Source organism: Sinanaerobacter chloroacetimidivorans (assembly GCF_018128545.1).
GTDB lineage: Bacteria > Bacillota > Clostridia > Peptostreptococcales > Anaerovoracaceae > Sinanaerobacter > Sinanaerobacter chloroacetimidivorans.
The window spans coordinates 402,766-420,178 of sequence record NZ_JAGSND010000003.1; the positions used below are offsets into that span (position 1 = coordinate 402,766).

Genomic DNA, 17,413 nt, shown 5'->3' on the forward strand with positions numbered 1-17,413 from the left:
TTTTACAGGGGGGGGAGATAGGATGAAGGTAAATGAAAAATTTAAACGAACTTTAACAAAACGGCTACAAGTAATTTTATTAATACTTGTACTTCTACTAAATTCAACAATGACAGCTATGGCAGAGACGCTGGTAATACCCGCTTTTGGAGGAGCAAGCGCATCGACATACGTAACATCCGACACAACCTCCACCGTGCCGGCGGATGGAACATATTTTATTGAGCTATACGGCGGAGGTTACTACGAGACAGTTTCCCTTATGGGAACAGTCGATACTCAGGGTGGATACGCAGCCGGTTACGTAAATCTAAAGAAAGGCGATGTACTATCATTTACTCTAAACGCAGGGGGAACTGGGTACTATGCAAGAAACGCAGGCCAACCTGGGCTTGGAGCATATCTGAATGGAACATTTATACTTGGGGCAGGCGGCGCAGGAGGAGGATGGAATACTGCACAGCAAAGCTTCGGTGGAGGAGAAAGCGTTACGGCAAATAATGGACGTCCCTTTTCAGGCGGCGGTGGCGGAGCGGGACGTTCAAAAACATCAAACAGCTATACACCAGGTGGCAATGGGGCAGGAGGAGCACTAGGAGCTGCAACTGGACCGACGAATGGACAAGCAGGAGGAAACTATTTTAATACAAGTGTAGTATATGACACAATAAACGGAACTGCCGCAATACCCTCCTCAAGTTCAAGAACACCTCAAATGAAAATAACCAATGTTGGGATAACAACTAAAATGGTCCAGCAAATAGTTACGGATACCATGAGTAAAACAACAGTGATGCCCAATACCGTAACAATAAGCTGCGCGCAGAGGCAGCCATTCGATGTTAACGTGGTTGCTAACCCGTCGATAGCTGCAATCAGTGTACCTGCAGGGCTAACTACTTCCGTAGTAGATAGCGCAAAAGGACTGGTAAATATAAAAGGAACTCTGAACACTTCGGGTAGATTTAGATTCGATTGTAGCTCAGTAACAGTATTCGTAAATGTAATACAGAGTCCTGACAGTTCAAATGTAAATGTCACATTTAATTAACCGATCTTTTAAAAGAAGAGCCAGAATGTAGCAAGTTTAATGTGTCGTTTAATTGAACGGGTGTCTGTAAGAAAGGTTTGAGATAAAAGCCATGAAAAAGTCACTCATGATTTTTACAATCTTGTTATGCCTCCATTTTGGATTCCTTTGCACTTTTGCTGCCGCAGGAGATCCTTTTCGTGGATTGCCATCGGATGTTTCCCTTCACGTATCAAACTTAGATCAAACAGGTAACCTGATTTATGTTGGAATTGACTTTGCCGTATTCCAAGATGAGGATAAAGACGGCGTCTTCACGGTCAAGGAAGGGAAGGTAAAGCGTTTTCTTACAAACCATACGACAATCACTGTTGATTTAGGAAGTTCAGATGAATATAAAAAAGGCGTGATGTATAAGCTGGCCATGAGAACCTTATATACACCAGGCGGACCCGAAGGAAACGGGGTAGGAGAAATCATCATTGCAGATTATAGCAACGGCAGGGAAGGATGGGTCCTGATTCCGAACTCTGAATTTATCCCGACATACTTTGCAGATTCAAACGGGGATTCGATTATCCGCCATACGGAAAAGTGGGAGGAAAACCGGCAGAAATATAATGCGAGCAAAGTTGCAGCCGGGCTGGATTCCATGGTGAGACCTTATGGTGTCTTTTGGTCCGGAGAAAAATTCATGATCGACATTCAGACAACTGAGGAAGTGCCCGCGATACGGGTGTCAATTAATGACAGCAGTTATTCGACAACAATAAAGGCAAGCGCCGTCACAACCAGCGGGGCGATTTACCGAGGCAAGCTCTGGAATAAAGACATGCTGAATAAGTGGGGTAATTATATCCCCAAAGAGCTTACCTTCGCAGTTGACGCACTGGATGACAGTAATACTGTGCTTGAAACCTTTGAAACAACGATCTTAGTTGATAACAGAGATTTGTATTACCGGATAAAAAAAGCATTTTAAAGAGAACGAAGGTGATCCGTTCGTTGATGCCTTAAATGGACGCCCCAAAATAGAATGAAATCGGGCCCCAATATGGTATCATAAGATATCACGTAAAAGGGGGTGGGGCGTATGAAGCAACGACTGCTGGAACGGCTGTTGAAGGAAAAAGAAATGCGTCTTAAGGGCAGTCTGTATCATCAGACGCAGATGAAGTTTGCCTACAATTCAAACAAGATAGAAGGCAATCGCCTTTCTGAAGATCAGGTCCGGTATATTTACGAGACCAATGCCGTCACTCTGGAAATGGATAACATGGCTGGTGAGGACGATATCGTCGAAACGGTCAATCACTTTTCCTGCTTTGATTACATGCTCATCCATGCCGATAAGGAGCTGACGGAGGATCTGATCAAGGGATTCCATCTGTTGCTGAAAAGGAACACCTCTGACGCGAACAAGGAATGGTTCCAAGTCGGGGATTACAAGTCAAAGCCCAATATGGTCGGCGACAGTAAAACGACAGCTCCGTCGAAGGTCAGCGGCGAGATTCAAAAGCTCCTGTCCGATTATACCAGACAAAAGGAGATCGCGGTGGAAGACATCGTGGATTTCCACTACCGATTTGAGAGCATTCATCCTTTTCAGGACGGCAATGGCAGGGTGGGCCGCGTCATCATGTTTAAAGAATGCCTCAAGCATGACATTCTTCCTTTTATCATCGACCATGAGCATAAGCTGTTTTATTACCGTGGGCTGAAGGAATATGATATGGAAAAGGGGTATCTTGTGGATACCTGCCTGTCGGCACAAGATGAGTACGAGAAAATGGTCTGCTATTTCTATCCGGACTTTAGCGGGTCCAGTTAGGAGATGAAACAATCATAATAAAACAATCGTAACCGGCGCCTTTTGGTTTCTATTGAAACAAAAGGGCGTTTTTTTATTTGCAAAGGAGGACGATTCCATGTCTGAAAACACAAAAAATGAAAAGGACATCCCATTCAATGAAAACATTTCCGAAGGCTTTGAGGAAAATGCCGAAACTTTGGATGCTGTACCACAGAGCGTTTCCTTGAACATCAAGGTGACCAACATTGCGCTCCAGAATGAAGAGAACCTTCTCGCAAGAGCCAATATCGCCTTAAACGATTGCCTTGCGATCCGTGGAGTGAAGATTGTCAATGGGAAGCATGGCGCCTTTATTTCCATGCCGAGCTACCAGGCAAATGGCCGTTTTGTTGAGATATGCTTTCCGACCACGAGCGAATTCCGGCAACAGCTGCACGATTCCGTGATCGGCGCGTATGAACAGACATTGGCCCAGGGGCAGCGGGCAATGGAGCATGCAAAACAAGCTTCAGCGGAAACAAAAGGCACGGAAATGGAGGGCGCTTCCCCTTATGCAGGCTGAGGACGTCGCACAAGCGGCGCTTTTTTTAATCCTGCTTCTGGCAGCTTCGGTATGGGATATACGCAAAAGGATTATTCCTAATGAGCTGAACGCCATGATTCTCTGCGCTGGTCTGCTGACATTCACTCCGGATAAACTGGCGGGCCTTCTGCTCGGTCTGCCGCTTTTCATTGCCGCGCTCCTGAAGGAGGGCGGCATGGGAGGCGGCGATATCAAGCTGACAGCCTCCGCCGGCTTTGTCCTCGGTTTTCCACTGGGGATGGCGGGTCTGATTTTTGGGCTTTCGGCAGTGCTGCTTTACCATCTGATTATTCGGAGTATCCGAAAACTGAAACACATCAACGCGCTGGCGGCCGGGGAAACGCTCCTGCCGCTGGCGCCCTTTTTATCTGCAGGCTTTCTTGCCTCGTATCTTTTAAATTTTGGAGGTCTGACTCTATGAGCATATTGAAAAACCGCACCATGGTGGGTGCTCTCTGTATTCTGCTTTCACTCATCATTTGCTTCGGCATGACTCCGCTGTTCAATCGGGCAGTCAGCGCGAAAACCGACATTGTCCGTGTTGTGAAAGAGATCAAGGCCGGTGAGAAGATCAGTAAAGATATGGTCCAGACGGTGGAAGTAGGCGGTTACGGCCTGCCTGAAAGCGTGATCCGAAAACCCGAGTTGGCGATCGGCAAATATACTAAGGCAGATCTTACTGTCGGCGATTACATTCTGACTGCCAAGCTGTCCGAAACCCCCGCAGCTGAAAACGCGTATCTGTATAGCCTCGACGGCACGAAGCAGGCCATGTCGGTGACCATCAAGCAATTTGCAGACGGGCTGTCAGGCAAGCTTCAGAGCGGGGATATCGTATCGGTCATCGCCCCTGACTACATGCAGCAGGGCGCGACTGTAATACCGCAAGAGCTCAAGTATGTGGAGGTGATCAGCGTGACCGCATCCTCCGGCTACGACGCCAACACGGGAGAGACAGTTGGCAGTGGGGACGACCGTGAGCTGCCATCCACCGTGACCCTGCTGGTCACCCCGGAACAGAGCAGGGTACTGGCCGCATTGGAAGCCGATGGCAAGCTCCATCTGTCCCTCGTCTATCGCGGAAGCGACGAAAATGCAGCCAAGTTTATTGAGGCGCAGGACAAAGCGCTTGCTGCGATATATCCCGGCGATCAGCAGGACGTTGAGGGCAGAGAAACTTCCGGTCAGCCGGCATTCGGTACGAATGGGGTGGAATAATGCTGAACTTTAAGAAAAACGGCATCTTCACACGCCGTGCCGGCGAGGGAGGCTTGCCAAAAGAGCCGGAGATTCAGGGCGGCATTCTGGCAGTCTGGGGCTCCCCCGGTTCCGGAAAAACCACAGTGGCGGTCAAGCTGGCGAAGCATCTGGCCGACCAGAAGCATAACACCGTGCTGGTACTCTGTGATATGACCGCTCCCATGCTGCCTTGCGTCTGCCCTCCCTCCGAGCTGGACGGCGAACATTCGCTTGGCAGCATTCTTGCCGCAGCCCATGTGTCGGAGCCGCTGATAAAATACAACCTCATAACCCTGAAGCGACACAATCATCTCACATTCCTCGGGATGCGAAAGGGCGAAAACGAATATACGTACCCGCCATATTCTGAGGTACAGGCAAAAGAGCTGCTGAATGGGCTTCGGGAGATCGCTCCTTTTGTGGTGGTCGACTGCGGCAGCTATATTGCAAACGACATCCTTTCGGCGGTGGCACTCATGGAAGCCGACAGCGTTCTGCGCCTTGCAGGCGCAGATTTAAAATCGGTGAGTTACCTGTCCAGCCAGCTTCCGCTTCTCCGCGACAGCAAATGGGACACAGACAAGCAGTACAAGGTGGCCTCCAACTTGAAGCCGCATCAGGCAGGACAGCAGATCGGGCAGGCCCTCGGTTCGGTGGCATTTACCTTGCCGTATTCGCAAGAGCTTGAGGAACAGTACCTTGCAGGAAATCTTCTGACAGACCTGTCTCTCAAAGACAGCCGGCAATTTCGTAAGGAGGTTGAAAAGATATGTCAGGAGGTGTTCGGCGTATGAAATCGGAGAACCTGTTTTTTACACCCGAGAGCGGAGAAAAAGATTTTTCTTCGGTACTGGCCGATGTGCAGGGATATATCTCTGCACATTACAGCGCCCTTATCACCGGGGATGCTGCGGATGCCAAGGTGCAGATGAAGCGTTACATTACCAAGTACATTCAGGACCGCCGTATTGCGGTCGGCGGGATGAGTGGGAACAGTCTGGTCGACGCACTGTACACCGAAATGGCGGAATTCAGTTTTCTCACCAAATACATTTTCGGTACGGGAATTGAGGAAATCGATATCAACTCCTGGCGGGACATTGAGGTGCAGTATTCGGATGGCCGAACGGACAAGCTGGAGGAACGCTTCGACAGCCCTGAACATGCGTTGAGCGTCATCCGAAGGATGCTTCATGTCAGTGGCATCGTGCTTGACAATGCCAGTCCTATCGCCTTGGGGCACTTAAGCAAAAATATCCGCATCGCCGTACTGAAAAGTCCCATTGTGGATGAGGACGTGGGAGTTGCCGCGAGTATCCGTATTGTTAACCCGCAGAATATGGGAAAAGAGGACTTTGTAAATAGCGGCACAGCCACCGAACCGATGCTGGACTTCTTATCCTTCTGTATCCGTTACGGTATCTCCGTCTGTGTGGCGGGAGCCACCAGCTCCGGCAAGACAACCGTGGCGGGCTGGATCCTGACCACCGTTCCCGGCAACAAGCGAATCTATACCATAGAGAATGGCTCCCGTGAACTGGCATTGGTGCGGGAAAAGGATGGACGAGTCATTAATTCTGTCATCCATACGTTAACCCGCGACAGCGATAACGACCGCCAGAGGGTGGATCAGATCAGCCTGCTGGACATGGCGCTTCGCTTCAATCCGGACATTGTCGTGGTCGGCGAGATGCGCGGTGCAGAGGCAAACGCCGCTCAGGAGGCGGCACGAACCGGCGTGGCTGTTTTAACCACGATCCACTCCAATTCCTGCGAGGCGACCTATCGTAGAATGGTTTCCCTCTGCAAGCGGGCGGTGGACATGTCGGATGAAACGCTGATGGGTTATGTGACGGAGGCATATCCCATTGTCGTGTTTTGTAAGCAGTTGGAAGACAAGCAGCGGCGGATGATGGAGATCCAGGAGTGCGAGATCCTGCCGGACGGCACCCGTGTATATCGTCCGCTTTTCCAGTATGTCATTACCGAAAACCGCATGAAGGGAGATAGATTCGTCATTGAGGGACATCACGAGCAGGTAAATTCCATATCAGACAGTCTTGCAAGGCAGCTTCTGGAAAACGGGATGCCCCAAGCCCTTATCAATCAGTTGAAACACAAGGAGGTGCAAAGCGCATGAATTTCGTGCTTCTGATCGCCTGTATCGGTATGATCACTGGCTCATTTATTCTGTTTGGATTTTCCCCCATGACCTTCACTGACGCAGTATTCGTCCGTCTTGTCGATAAGCCGAAGTCCCTCCGTAACGAAATAAACGAAACCACCCATCGGAAGAAGCGATCCTATCTGCGCCGTCAGATTGCCGAGACCCAGGCAATCCTGAAAGCCACTGGGCGGGAAAAGAGCTTTCCGAGGCTCTGCCTCCTATCGCTGGTCTTCTTTGCGGCGGGAGCTTCTATCGCCATCGTGCTGGGTAATTTTTTTCTTGTTCCTGTATTGGCCGTCGGCATGATGCTTCTGCCGTTCTGGTATGTGGTGCTGACGCAGACCCACTTTAAGAAAGATATTGCCGCAGAGCTTGAAACAGCACTGTCAATCATCACCACGTCGTATCTGCGAAACGAAGATATCCTCACCGCAGTGGAAGAAAACCTCGATTACCTCAATCCTCCCGTACTATCGGTGTTCAAAACCTTTCTTACCAGAGTTAAGCTGGTCAACCCCGATGTGGAGGCGGCGCTCTATGACCTGAAAGATCAAATCGACAACGCAGTGTTCCACGAATGGTGCGACGCGCTCATTGCGTGCCGGCATGACCGCAGCCTTAAGACTACATTGATTCCCATCGTCACAAAGCTCAGTGATATGCGCGTGGTCAACGGTGAGCTGGAAAATATGGTGTTCGAACCTCGCAAGGAGTTTATTATCATGCAGCTTCTTGTGGTTGGCAACATCCCGATCCTGTATTTTCTGAACCGGGACTGGCATCACACGCTGATGCACACCGCGATGGGACAGCTCGTTCTTACCGTCTGCGCCGCCGTGATTTTTGTTTCCACAGCCTCTGTGATCAGGCTCACCCAGCCCATAGAGTATAGGAGGTAGCGATGACGATAGCAATCATATTATTCGGAGCACTGCTGGCGGTGGGGCTCTTTTTTATTGCGGCAGATTATCTGAGGCTTCCCAGCTTCGCCGCTCAAAAGGCAATGCTGGCAGCAGTCAAACAGACCGGAGCAAAGCCTAAAAACGCAGATGCGCTACTGCAAGACGCCACCGTCCGACTTTCCCGCCATATCCACATAAACGAGTATAAGTGCAGCCGTATGGAAAATGTCCTTTCGGCGGCTGGGATCAATATGACCCCGGAGCTGTTCACGGCCTCGGCCATTGTCAAGGCGGCGGCGGTAGCCTTGGGCGTGATTCCAAGCCTAATCATCCTGCCGCTGCTTTCGCCTATCGTCGTGTTCCTCGCCGTCCTTGTCTATTTCAAAGAAATTCGCAAAGCAGATGAAGCCCTCTCAGAAAAGCGAAGCAAGATTGAACAGGAACTGCCCCGGTTTGTTGCGACGATCACCCAGGAGCTGAAGGCCAGCCGGGATGTCCTGTCTATTCTGGAGCATTTCAAGAAAAACGCAAAAGTAGAATTTGCTTCAGAGCTGGACATCCTGACAGCAGATATGCGCTCGTCTTCCTATGAGGCGGCACTTACCCGATTTGAGGCCAGGCTCAGCTCGCCGATGCTTTCGGATATCACGAGAGGGCTCATCGGCGTATTGCGCGGCGATGACGGCGGAATGTATTTCCAAATGCTCACTCATGACATGAAGCAGTTGGAACTCCAGCGTCTCAAGGCCCAGGCCATGAAGATACCGCCTAAAATCCGGGTGTTCTCTTTCCTCATGCTGATATGTTTCCTGCTGACTTATATGTCGATTATAGCCTATGAAATCATTGCATCCCTCGGCGGAATGTTATAGGAGGAATCAAAATGGAAAACAAACATCAAGTCTTACTTTTTGATAGACTGAGGGAAAACTATGCTGATTTTGCCGCCGAATGGTCGTCAATGTCCGCCTCCGAGTTGATTGGGAAGGCGGAGGAAATCTACGCGACCAGACTGGTCAAGGAGCATCTTATGCGTCACGTGGATGAAGAGCAGGCAAAGTGGTTCCTGCGTTTTCAGAACCCACTGGAAATCGTACGGGATAAATGGATCGAGGAAAACAGTATGGAGATAATGCATGACGAGGATTTCTCCCATGCAGTCTGGACGGTCATGGACTGCCAGGATACCGAGAGCTTCTATACGCTGATGGCGGACGCAGATCCGCCCCCCGGACGGTACGAACCGGTCACCGTGCGGGAATTCATCGAGCGGCATCCCAATGTGTCCTTTGACATGATGACACCGTATGGATTCGCCTATCTGACGCCCGAAAAAGCGAATCTGCTGCTGTCCGGCCAGAACGTGAAAGGTCATCCCGACGATATTGAATACGCGATGGAAATCACTGCGGAGGAATTGCTGAACCAGGAAGTCATTCGTGCGAATTTCAGCGGCGATGTGTGGCACATGCTGAGCGACGAGATTCGGGAGCAAGCGCCGCCTGCTCTGGATCAGGGGGTGACCATGTGCTGACGATTCTAAGAAGTAAGCGCGGCGAGGGTTACATTGACGTAGCCGTGTTGGTTCTTTGCGCTATGTTGGTTATCGCTCTCGCAGTGCGCGTTTTCCCAGCCTATATCGCCAAGCAGCAGATTGACACCTTTGCGGCAGAACTCATTCGCGAAGCGGAAATTGCCGGACGTGTTGGAACAGAAACATCCGTGCAGGAACAGCTCCTGCGGGAGCGTACCGGGCTGGATCCTACCGTGACATGGTCGCAAACCGGCAATATTCAGCTAAACCACGAAGTCACGGTAACTGTTACCTATGAAACAAACATCGGCCTTTTTTCGGGCTTCCGCTCGTTTCCCATTACGCTTCGGGCCTACGCATCTGGGAAATCGGAAGTTTATTGGAAGTAGGTGGTGAGATGCAAAAAATCAAGAAAGTCCTGTTGGACAAATGCGGTTCTTCATTTCCGTTGGTTGTTGCCGTTACTCTCGCTCTGCTGCTTATATTCTGTGGTGTCTCGGAGTATTTCCGCTTGATGATTATTGCTCAAGGTGTGAGGGACGCAATGCAAGCCGCTGTCATCTCTACCGTCAATGACAATTATGACGATGTGTATCATGGCATCCGCGAAGGATATTCGGGTGCCTATCAGCCAATTGCCGAGAACTTTGAGGAATCGCTGGACTATGGCGATATTTATGGCCGGATTGACAGCACCCTCGGCCTGACCGAAAGTGGCCGTTATCACAAAAAAAGTACTGTGGAAGGCAAGCTGGAATTTCGGATCTGGGATTTATCCGTAGATATCCGCAACGCTCCCTTTGCCGCAGGAGACCAGAAATCCTCCAGATTCGAGGCTGATAGCACGATTATGCTGGAGGTTCCCGTGTCCTTTGCTGGTAAGATTCTGCCGTCCATGCAGATCAAGATAAAAAATACAGCGGGATATATTCCCAAGTTTTGACAAATCTTAAAAACTTTTTTATAATAATGATAGACTTCCAAGAACTCTTATGGTAGGGTGGGGCTAAAAGGAGCTATCAGAAATTTACAGGAGGATGCACCGATGAAAAATATAAGTGATAAAACCCAAAAACGGCTTGCCATAGCAGGGTGCCTCGCAGCATGCGTTGTGCTGGCTGTTCTGATCGGCAGCCGCTTCATCCCTGAAAAGTCTGCTGAGCAGCCTCTTCCATCTCAAAACTCCCAGTCTTCCCAAGTGACGGTGAATACCGATGCAGAAAAAGGGAAAGAGGTTGTGGTGGTAACACCAAATACCTCCCAGCCAGCAATCACAGAAAACGGAGCCGATTCTACAGGCACTGATCAAAAAATTCAAGGAGATGTAAGCAAGCCCCCGGCACCGAGTAAGGAGCAGCTCACCGATCCCTCTCAAAAGCCGAACAGCAGTGCCAATACGGAAAGCTCCAACGGCACATCAACTGACGGTTCATCACAAAGCGGAGGCGGACTGCCAGGCTTCGACAACGTACCGAATGGTGGCCCTAATCAAGGCGAGACTGTAGACGGTGATGGCGACATCAACAAGCAGGTTGGAGAAATGTAATCAAAATAGATATCTACTCAAGCACGGATGATACCGTGCTTTTTTATTTGAGAAAGGAGGATCATGTGAAAAAACTGCTAAGACCAGCAGCCGGACTGCTGATCGCTCTTTGCTTTCTCTTACCCATAACAGCTTTGGCAGACACCGGAGGCAGTGGGAATATTGACAGCGGCGGAGGCGGAATGAGCACCAGCGGATCAAGCAACAACGTGTGGAGTCCGGGTAATGATGGTGTGCGCGTGACTGTAGTGAGAGTGAGCGATCATGTTGTGGCCGCCGTACCTGTTGATTTTACAAATATAACGCCGCCAGTTAATCTATATCATTTTGGTAAAGTCAGTAAATTACAGTATAATGGCGGCACTCCACTGCACCCAGTCCAAGGAGGATATACCTTTAAAAATCCTGGACTAGCCATGCCCAGGATTATCAGCACGAATGGAACAAGCAACATACCAACCATAAAGAAGTATTTTTGTTCAGAATATGTGGTTAAGAGAATCGCCGAGGTCACCGGTATGAATTATGACATTCTCATAGGAGGAGATTACAAAATACTTCTTGAACCTATCGCCTATTACAAGTTTCAGGGTGCTATGGTCGCTACCACAGCGACAGAAGCTGCTCTTTACGACCAGCAGGTGAGCGGTTTGCTCAAATATTGGATGAAATCACTTACTCATAAGAATCTCCCCCTCGCAATGTTCTTAGAGGTTGCGGATCTCGGCTATCCTACGTGGAATGGAAGCAGGTCGGACATCGCATCCGATTCGGACATCATTTCAAGCCTCGGACTTGGCATTATCCGTTTTACCGATAAGACAGAACCGCCGGCCGTAACCGTCTATGATTACGAATACCGAACCAATACCGAGGTCATCACGGCGGTTACAGTAAGCGGAGGGCAATCCGATCCCGACAACCTGACTCGCGTCAGCTTCGACATCGGCGGCACAACATATAATGTGAGCAATGTCTATTACCCAAGCGGTGACAGTCAGCTTGTGTGGGTAAAATGGAAGACACCAAATACGGCACAGAGCATGGTGATTGCCGTCACTGTATCTGGCCCCGGTAGAGTTTCTAAGGCTACCATCAACGCAAAAATCGTTGATTTAGATCAGAACCCGCCGCCAAACCCTGTGGCTGACGACCGCAACGACAGTTTTTCTTCGACATCCGTACCAGATCGTCCAATGCAGGCCGATGCAAGCTGGACAGTCTGGCACCCGTGGTGGTATGAAAATTGGGTGTGGCATTCTACAGGAGACGGCAGCGGATATTGGGTTGACAAAGGATGGTGGGAATTTGATCTGAATCGTTACAACGCCAGTCTGACTGCCTCCATGAGCATTCAGTGCGACAGCAAAAACCCCACAGCTAGCAGACGCGTGATGAAGTCGGGATACGGTATCAATCAAACTGTGACCGGAAGCGTCAGCTCCAGTCAAAGCTCGGCAGTCACGCAGCCGCAGAACGCTGTCAGCTACTTTCCGGAGTTTTGCTATACGACATACTGGCGGCTTCTGGATCAAATGGGTTCAGGACGTTTTGAATTCCAGAGAAACCCTTATTCGACATATAAAAGTCGAACCCATTTCACGCAAATTTGGATGCCGGACGGCGCTTATACCGTTAATACCTGGCTCATCGACGCATGGACGCCGATTGGGATGCTCTCGGCCAATCTCACCGATTCGCTGACGATTCGCGGGAACTTATATCAGGATTGGCACGTGGCGCCTCTCAATCCGTAACAAAAAAGTTTATTTTTATATGGGCAAGGCTGTGAGAAACCATCTCGCAGTCTTGTTGCATTTTGGAAAGGTGATCATTATGACAAAGCTCAAGAAAATATCATTGCTTCTGTGCTTCGCTCTGACCGTGGTTTTAATGTATGGTATCACGGCGCATGCCGCAGGCAGCGGTGATGTGGCCGGGGCCATTGAAGACACTTGGAACGACGCGTCGGATCAGATCAAAACCGTTGTGAATAAGGTCGTTTTCCCGGCGATAGATTTGATCCTTGCTGTGTTTTTTTTCGCCAAATTGGGCACCACGTACTTTGATTATCGGAAACATGGTCAGTTCGAGTGGGCCGCGCCTGCGATTCTGTTCGCATGCCTTGTGTTTACATTGACAGCGCCACTTTACATTTGGACGATTCTCGGAATGTAATCAGGAACAGATTGACTTCCAATGCATAAAGTGATATTATAATGGCAATAATACTAAAAAAACAAAGGAATATAATATCACTTTGCAGGGAGGTGAAAACATGGAGCAGGTCGGATATGGAGAACACATTGCGGATACCGTGAGGAATATGCCTTATGAGTCAGCTATCCAAACAGAGGACATAGCACAGCAACTGGCGGAGATGTTCTCGCTTCCATACGAACAGGCCAAAACCTTAACCAATGTTAAGTTGAAGCGGATGGCAGACAAGGGTGAAATTGAAAGACTGCAAAAAGGCATGTATTGCCAGGTGAAGCAAACCGTTTTTGGGAAAGCGACCCCCAGCATCGACGAAGTGGTAAAAAAGACACTGACAGAACAGAGCGGCGCGAAAATAGGGTACGAATCCGGTGCGTTCCTGCTGAACAAGCTGGGACTGACTACCCTGATTCCCCGTGATATCGAAATCACAACAAACCGCTATGGAGCAAGGCTGCCGGAGGATTGCCATATCAGGCTGCGGAAGCCGCCTTCGGCTGTGACCGGTGACAACTGGAAATACCTTCAGTTCATTGATATGGTAAGTGAGCTTCCCAATGCGCATATTGACGCGGAGAAACCGGAGCTGCTGCTGGCTGGGTACGCCCAAAGGCAGAAGTTAGATGGCCTTATACTGATATTTACGGCCCGAAGGCATTACCCGACGAAAGTTTTACTGCCGCTTATTGACTTGCTCATGGAGGTGGAAGATGAATTTACATCAAGATAGAGATGCGTTTGAAGCCCTGCTCTCTGATGTCAGCCGCAGAACAGGCATTCGAAGCGATATCGTGGAAAAGGATTATTATCTTACACTGCTTCTATGGGAGCTGGCAGAAAGGCAGGATACCCTTCCCGCTTACTTTAAGGGCGGTACCGCCCTGTATAAATCAATCGGTCGCATGAAGCGTTTTTCCGAAGATATCGATCTCACTGTTGAAATACATGACTGCTCAAAAAGTCAAGGAAAAAAACGCCTGGAAACAGCGGCGAACGGCTACCATACTCTTTTAAGGACATCAGATAAAGCCAAGGAAAGCAATCAAAAGGGCAGCATCACCAGCGTGTATGAGTATATCCCCGTGACTGTTGTTGACGCCGATGACTCACTGCAGCGGTTTGGTTATGTGAAGGTTGAGGCAACCTCCTTTACGATCAGCGAGCCAGTGGAAGCCATTGAAATTTCGCCGCTGCTTTATTCGGAAGCAAACTCAGAGCAGCGCCGGATTCTTGAATCAAATTATAGGGTCAAACCGTTTTCCATTCACACCATCAAGCTGGAGCGGATTTTTGCAGACAAAATATTGGCTGCGGAGTTCTATTATCAGAGGCGTATGCTGTTTGATACCGCTAAGCATCTTTACGATCTTTCCACGATGATGGAACAGGAAAGAATACGCTTTCTGCTCTCAGCTCCGGAGGATCTCGTAACAATGCTCGCCTATAAGCGTAATGAAGAAAGGGAAAGGATCGGCAGCGACCTGCCGGAAAAACCGTTTTCTGAATTCAAGCTGTTCGATGCAGTCGGCACAGATCCTGAGCTGTTTGCAGCCTTTTCAAAAATGCAGGAGATTTATGTATTTTCGGAAAGTGATATCCTTTCGCCGGCACAACTGTCTGCAAGCATGACAGCTCTGAGTCAAATCCTGCTCGAACTGGACGAAGGCCTTGAAATGAAGCAAATCGCCAGTGAAAGTGCGGGGCAGAGGATGCTATGAAACCAAGTGGCAGTTCTTAAATCCAGGAGGCATCGCAATGAACAACAACAAAACTGTGGGGAACGTGCATAATTCCATGTATAAGCAGATACAGAAGACCGGCATCGCAACGCCGGTGCAGGTACTGCTTGATCTTGGTATCCTCTCAAAAGAGGATTATGAGCGGTGGCGGTTTGGCAAGGTGGACTATTTGGAGCGTGTCTGCAAGGTGAATCTTTCCAAGCTGTCCTTTGTCATGCGTGAAATTCAAAGCTATGCGGCAAAAAATAGCCTCAAGGGCTCATGGACCTTTTATAAGCAGTGGGGGCAGAAAGATAGTCCCCGCGCAAAGCAGCTCCGCTTCTCCAAAAGCGGCGGCGAGGACATTGAAAAAGCCTATGCCACCCACTATCTGAAACTTTCGCAAATATGCGAACAGAAAAATTAACAACAATCATTCAAAAGGCGTACTGTGCATAAAACCGCAGTGCGTCTTTTCTATTTACATGGAGGAAAAGTGTATGACCACATTTGAAAACGAGCTGCGAAAGCTTTTTGACCACAATGCGGTCTTCGCAGACACAAGATTTGTCGGCAGGACGTGTTATGGAAAAATCAGTGGCAACATCTGCGTGCGCGCAGAATTTATTACTTTAGGACATGCGGATAAATATGAAGCGCTCAAAATATCGCTCATCAATCGAACCGAGGGTGTAATCGACAGCACAGTCTTACGATTTAGTGAGGTGCTTGGAAAAAAGCAAGTGACCAACCCCAATTTTAAAGAAGGTGTCAGCCCGCATATTTGGAAATATCAGAATGAGTTAGAGTGGTACGTATATAAGCCCACTCCGTCAGATTTTGAAGAGCTTGCCAATGAGGTAGATAATTACCTTGAAGTATTCCGAGAACCGGTTCATGAAATGTCCCAAGGAATGACACCGCAGATGGGATAAACCAGCAGTGATCATACTTCCTGGCGCTCTGTGAACAAAACACAGCGCGCTTTTTATGCTCAGGAAAGGGGGGTGTTCCGCACTTGTTTATATGGGATTTTGTTCTTGGCACGGTGATGGATCAGCTCATTGACTGGCTTTATGGGCAGATCGTGGGATTTCTCGGCGACTTTTTTTCACAGATGGGAAACATGGGCGCTGAATTGTTCGACATGGGCTGGATACAGTCCATCGTCCTGTTTTTTTCCTATCTGGCTTGGGCGCTGTATGTCACCGGGCTCGTGGTGGCAGCCTTTGAAACCGGCATTGAGTATCAAAACGGGCGCGGCAGTATCAAGGACTCCGCACTGAATGCGATCAAGGGTTTTATGGCGGTATCGCTTTTCAGCGTCGCACCGGTAGAACTGTTCAAGCTCTCGGCAAGCTTACAGAGCAGCCTCACGGCGGGTGTTACCGGATATGGCCAGAGCTTTGGTGAAGCTGCGAGCAATTTCATTACGGGACTCGGAAGCGCGTCAGACATCAGCAGCGCCATGAGTTCCGGCGCGTTTGGAGGAATTAACGCCATTACAAGTCCTATTATGTTGCTATTCCTTGTCATTCTCATGGGATATGCGGTAATAAAGGTATTTTTCTCTAATCTTAAACGCGGCGGCATCCTGCTGATCCAGATTGCCGTTGGCAGCCTGTACATGTTCTCCGTTCCCCGCGGCTATATTGACGGCTTTATTCAGTGGTGCAAGCAGATCATCGGTCTGTGCCTGACCACATTTTTGCAGGCGACGATCCTCACTGCCGGCTTGATGGTGGTCAAGGATAACGCGCTGCTGGGTATCGGGTTAATGCTGTCGGCGGGCGAGGTGCCGAGGATCGCCGGAGCGTTCGGACTGGATACTTCGACGAAAGCCAATTTGATGTCCGCAGCCTATACCGCGCAGGCCGCCGTTAATACTACCCGCACGGTGATTCAGGCAGTGGCGAAATAACAAGGAAAGGAAGCATACGATGAAACTCATCTATGTGGCGTCCCCCTACGCCGGGGATGTCGAAAAGAATATCACGTTTGCCAGGCGGGCGTGTCGCTATGTGATGGAACAAGGGCACGCTTTTTTTGCGCCCCACCTTTTGTATCCGCAGATTTTGGATGACACTGATCCCGAGGAACGGAAAGCCGGAATGAAGTTTGGGATCCGCATATTGGAAATATGTGATGAGTTGTGGGTGTGCGGCGACCGGATCAGTATGGGCATGGAAGCGGAAATTGAACTGGCAAAACAGCTTGGCATCCCAATCCGCTATGTGTCCGAGGAACAGATTCTTGGTAATATGCAGGAGGAGGGCAAAGAGATACGCATCATACAGGAAGGCCGTGTAAAAATCGAAAAGGCATATCCGCAAGACAGCCAAGGTATGCGCAGCATGACGGGACTGCGATAATGCTTACACTGGGGAGCCTCTTCGATGGTATCGGAGGCTTCCCGCTCGCGGCAGTCCACAACGGAGTAACACCGATATGGGCGAGTGAAATCGAGGCCTTTCCCATCGAAGTTACAAAAATCCGATTCCCCGGCATGGTGCATGTCGGGGACATTACAAAACTGGATGGAGCAAAACTGCCGCTTGTTGACATCCTTTGCGGGGGCTCGCCGTGTCAGGATAATACCGAAGAAATAATTATCCCGAAGTCAGACGAGAAAGCCGCTTAATAGGCCGCTTCTTCATGAAAACT

At 49.5% G+C, this 17,413-nt stretch carries 24 protein-coding genes; 23 read left to right on the plus strand and 1 reads right to left on the minus strand.

The annotated features are described in order from the left end of the window. Nucleotides 1–22 precede the first annotated feature (22 nt). The 6 genes from KCX82_RS07335 (at nt 23) to cpaB (ending at nt 4,644) form a co-directional block, all read left to right on the plus strand. Nucleotides 23–1,051, plus strand: coding sequence for a hypothetical protein (locus KCX82_RS07335; RefSeq protein ID WP_227017798.1), 1,029 nt, complete (start codon nt 23–25; stop codon nt 1,049–1,051). A gap of 106 nt (nt 1,052–1,157) precedes the next feature. Continuing rightward, the gene (locus tag KCX82_RS07340; protein ID WP_227017799.1) at nt 1,158–2,012 is read left to right on the plus strand and encodes a hypothetical protein; all 855 of its coding nucleotides are present in this window, start codon (nt 1,158–1,160) and stop codon (nt 2,010–2,012) included. 111 nt (nt 2,013–2,123) lie between these two features. Then, the gene (locus KCX82_RS07345; protein ID WP_227017800.1) at nt 2,124–2,861 is read left to right on the plus strand and encodes a Fic family protein; all 738 of its coding nucleotides are present in this window, start codon (nt 2,124–2,126) and stop codon (nt 2,859–2,861) included. A gap of 97 nt (nt 2,862–2,958) precedes the next feature. Beyond that, complete coding sequence (locus KCX82_RS07350) at nt 2,959–3,405, plus strand: SpoVG family protein (RefSeq protein WP_227017801.1); 447 nt, start codon at nt 2,959–2,961, stop codon at nt 3,403–3,405. Beyond that, nucleotides 3,395–3,847: a prepilin peptidase gene (locus tag KCX82_RS07355; protein WP_227017802.1), complete on the plus strand. Its 453-nt coding sequence runs from the start codon at nt 3,395–3,397 to the stop codon at nt 3,845–3,847. Before KCX82_RS07350 ends, KCX82_RS07355 begins: the two co-directional genes overlap by 11 nt. Then, nucleotides 3,844–4,644 carry a Flp pilus assembly protein CpaB gene (gene cpaB / locus KCX82_RS07360; protein WP_227017803.1) on the plus strand — a complete coding sequence of 267 codons (801 nt, stop codon included), beginning with the start codon at nt 3,844–3,846 and terminating at the stop codon, nt 4,642–4,644. Before KCX82_RS07355 ends, cpaB begins: the two co-directional genes overlap by 4 nt. A gap of 73 nt (nt 4,645–4,717) precedes the next feature. Here cpaB and KCX82_RS23345 read toward each other — a convergent pair whose 3' ends face one another. Continuing rightward, nucleotides 4,718–4,954: a hypothetical protein gene (locus KCX82_RS23345; protein ID WP_465250627.1), complete on the minus strand. Its 237-nt coding sequence runs from the start codon at nt 4,952–4,954 to the stop codon at nt 4,718–4,720. Nucleotides 4,955–4,991: 37 nt separating this feature from the next. Here KCX82_RS23345 and KCX82_RS23350 point away from each other — a divergent pair, with 37 nt between their 5' ends. The 17 genes from KCX82_RS23350 to KCX82_RS07445 all read left to right on the plus strand — a co-directional run bounded on the left by KCX82_RS23350 (nt 4,992) and on the right by KCX82_RS07445 (nt 17,390). After that, a complete protein-coding gene (locus tag KCX82_RS23350) occupies nt 4,992–5,459 on the plus strand; it encodes a hypothetical protein (RefSeq protein WP_465250628.1) in 468 nt (155 codons plus the stop codon). After that, entirely contained in the window at nt 5,456–6,805 is a 1,350-nt protein-coding gene (locus tag KCX82_RS07370) for an ATPase, T2SS/T4P/T4SS family (protein WP_405127676.1), read from the plus strand. The genes KCX82_RS23350 and KCX82_RS07370 overlap by 4 nt, the downstream gene beginning before the upstream one ends. Continuing rightward, a complete protein-coding gene (locus KCX82_RS07375) occupies nt 6,802–7,731 on the plus strand; it encodes a type II secretion system F family protein (protein ID WP_227017806.1) in 930 nt (309 codons plus the stop codon). The genes KCX82_RS07370 and KCX82_RS07375 overlap by 4 nt, the downstream gene beginning before the upstream one ends. A gap of 2 nt (nt 7,732–7,733) precedes the next feature. Further along, nucleotides 7,734–8,606, plus strand: coding sequence for a secretion protein F (locus tag KCX82_RS07380; RefSeq protein WP_227017807.1), 873 nt, complete (start codon nt 7,734–7,736; stop codon nt 8,604–8,606). Between the two features lie 11 nt (nt 8,607–8,617). Then, nucleotides 8,618–9,268, plus strand: coding sequence for a DUF3848 domain-containing protein (locus KCX82_RS07385; protein ID WP_227017808.1), 651 nt, complete (start codon nt 8,618–8,620; stop codon nt 9,266–9,268). After that, a complete protein-coding gene (locus tag KCX82_RS07390; protein ID WP_227017809.1) occupies nt 9,262–9,657 on the plus strand; it encodes a DUF4320 family protein in 396 nt (131 codons plus the stop codon). The genes KCX82_RS07385 and KCX82_RS07390 overlap by 7 nt, the downstream gene beginning before the upstream one ends. An 8-nt stretch (nt 9,658–9,665) precedes the next feature. After that, entirely contained in the window at nt 9,666–10,211 is a 546-nt protein-coding gene (locus KCX82_RS07395) for a hypothetical protein (protein WP_227017810.1), read from the plus strand. 102 nt (nt 10,212–10,313) lie between these two features. Next, nucleotides 10,314–10,814 carry a DUF6550 family protein gene (locus KCX82_RS07400; protein ID WP_227017811.1) on the plus strand — a complete coding sequence of 167 codons (501 nt, stop codon included), beginning with the start codon at nt 10,314–10,316 and terminating at the stop codon, nt 10,812–10,814. Nucleotides 10,815–10,861: 47 nt separating this feature from the next. Then, on the plus strand, nt 10,862–12,571 hold the full coding sequence (locus KCX82_RS07405; RefSeq protein ID WP_465250629.1) for a DUF8193 domain-containing protein: 1,710 nt from the start codon (nt 10,862–10,864) through the stop codon (nt 12,569–12,571). Between the two features lie 31 nt (nt 12,572–12,602). Further along, nucleotides 12,603–12,992 carry a DUF3852 domain-containing protein gene (locus tag KCX82_RS07410; RefSeq protein ID WP_465250630.1) on the plus strand — a complete coding sequence of 130 codons (390 nt, stop codon included), beginning with the start codon at nt 12,603–12,605 and terminating at the stop codon, nt 12,990–12,992. 100 nt (nt 12,993–13,092) lie between these two features. Continuing rightward, nucleotides 13,093–13,761, plus strand: a complete 669-nt coding sequence (locus KCX82_RS07415) for a DUF6088 family protein (protein ID WP_227017812.1) — start codon at nt 13,093–13,095, stop codon at nt 13,759–13,761. Further along, complete coding sequence (locus KCX82_RS07420; RefSeq protein ID WP_227017813.1) at nt 13,742–14,749, plus strand: nucleotidyl transferase AbiEii/AbiGii toxin family protein; 1,008 nt, start codon at nt 13,742–13,744, stop codon at nt 14,747–14,749. Before KCX82_RS07415 ends, KCX82_RS07420 begins: the two co-directional genes overlap by 20 nt. A gap of 37 nt (nt 14,750–14,786) precedes the next feature. Beyond that, complete coding sequence (locus KCX82_RS07425) at nt 14,787–15,176, plus strand: hypothetical protein (protein WP_227017814.1); 390 nt, start codon at nt 14,787–14,789, stop codon at nt 15,174–15,176. Nucleotides 15,177–15,249: 73 nt separating this feature from the next. Beyond that, nucleotides 15,250–15,684 carry a hypothetical protein gene (locus tag KCX82_RS07430; RefSeq protein WP_227017815.1) on the plus strand — a complete coding sequence of 145 codons (435 nt, stop codon included), beginning with the start codon at nt 15,250–15,252 and terminating at the stop codon, nt 15,682–15,684. Nucleotides 15,685–15,767: 83 nt separating this feature from the next. Continuing rightward, complete coding sequence (locus KCX82_RS07435; protein WP_227017816.1) at nt 15,768–16,670, plus strand: conjugal transfer protein TrbL family protein; 903 nt, start codon at nt 15,768–15,770, stop codon at nt 16,668–16,670. A 19-nt stretch (nt 16,671–16,689) separates the two neighbouring features. Continuing rightward, a complete protein-coding gene (locus tag KCX82_RS07440) occupies nt 16,690–17,121 on the plus strand; it encodes a DUF7768 domain-containing protein (RefSeq protein ID WP_227017817.1) in 432 nt (143 codons plus the stop codon). Further along, complete coding sequence (locus KCX82_RS07445; protein WP_465250631.1) at nt 17,121–17,390, plus strand: DNA cytosine methyltransferase; 270 nt, start codon at nt 17,121–17,123, stop codon at nt 17,388–17,390. Before KCX82_RS07440 ends, KCX82_RS07445 begins: the two co-directional genes overlap by 1 nt. Nucleotides 17,391–17,413: the final 23 nt, after the last annotated feature.

Coding starts and splice junctions, on each gene's coding strand:
- KCX82_RS07335 (WP_227017798.1), top strand. CDS start 23: ATGAAGGTAAATGAAAAATTTAAACGAACTTTAACAAAACGGCTACAA.
- KCX82_RS07340 (WP_227017799.1), top strand. CDS start 1,158: ATGATTTTTACAATCTTGTTATGCCTCCATTTTGGATTCCTTTGCACT.
- KCX82_RS07345 (WP_227017800.1), top strand. CDS start 2,124: ATGAAGCAACGACTGCTGGAACGGCTGTTGAAGGAAAAAGAAATGCGT.
- KCX82_RS07350 (WP_227017801.1), top strand. CDS start 2,959: ATGTCTGAAAACACAAAAAATGAAAAGGACATCCCATTCAATGAAAAC.
- KCX82_RS07355 (WP_227017802.1), top strand. CDS start 3,395: ATGCAGGCTGAGGACGTCGCACAAGCGGCGCTTTTTTTAATCCTGCTT.
- cpaB (WP_227017803.1), top strand. CDS start 3,844: ATGAGCATATTGAAAAACCGCACCATGGTGGGTGCTCTCTGTATTCTG.
- KCX82_RS23345 (WP_465250627.1), bottom strand. CDS start 4,954: ATGAGGTTGTATTTTATCAGCGGCTCCGACACATGGGCTGCGGCAAGA.
- KCX82_RS23350 (WP_465250628.1), top strand. CDS start 4,992: ATGCGAAAGGGCGAAAACGAATATACGTACCCGCCATATTCTGAGGTA.
- KCX82_RS07370 (WP_405127676.1), top strand. CDS start 5,456: ATGAAATCGGAGAACCTGTTTTTTACACCCGAGAGCGGAGAAAAAGAT.
- KCX82_RS07375 (WP_227017806.1), top strand. CDS start 6,802: ATGAATTTCGTGCTTCTGATCGCCTGTATCGGTATGATCACTGGCTCA.
- KCX82_RS07380 (WP_227017807.1), top strand. CDS start 7,734: ATGACGATAGCAATCATATTATTCGGAGCACTGCTGGCGGTGGGGCTC.
- KCX82_RS07385 (WP_227017808.1), top strand. CDS start 8,618: ATGGAAAACAAACATCAAGTCTTACTTTTTGATAGACTGAGGGAAAAC.
- KCX82_RS07395 (WP_227017810.1), top strand. CDS start 9,666: ATGCAAAAAATCAAGAAAGTCCTGTTGGACAAATGCGGTTCTTCATTT.
- KCX82_RS07400 (WP_227017811.1), top strand. CDS start 10,314: ATGAAAAATATAAGTGATAAAACCCAAAAACGGCTTGCCATAGCAGGG.
- KCX82_RS07415 (WP_227017812.1), top strand. CDS start 13,093: ATGGAGCAGGTCGGATATGGAGAACACATTGCGGATACCGTGAGGAAT.
- KCX82_RS07420 (WP_227017813.1), top strand. CDS start 13,742: ATGAATTTACATCAAGATAGAGATGCGTTTGAAGCCCTGCTCTCTGAT.
- KCX82_RS07425 (WP_227017814.1), top strand. CDS start 14,787: ATGAACAACAACAAAACTGTGGGGAACGTGCATAATTCCATGTATAAG.
- KCX82_RS07430 (WP_227017815.1), top strand. CDS start 15,250: ATGACCACATTTGAAAACGAGCTGCGAAAGCTTTTTGACCACAATGCG.
- KCX82_RS07440 (WP_227017817.1), top strand. CDS start 16,690: ATGAAACTCATCTATGTGGCGTCCCCCTACGCCGGGGATGTCGAAAAG.
- KCX82_RS07445 (WP_465250631.1), top strand. CDS start 17,121: ATGCTTACACTGGGGAGCCTCTTCGATGGTATCGGAGGCTTCCCGCTC.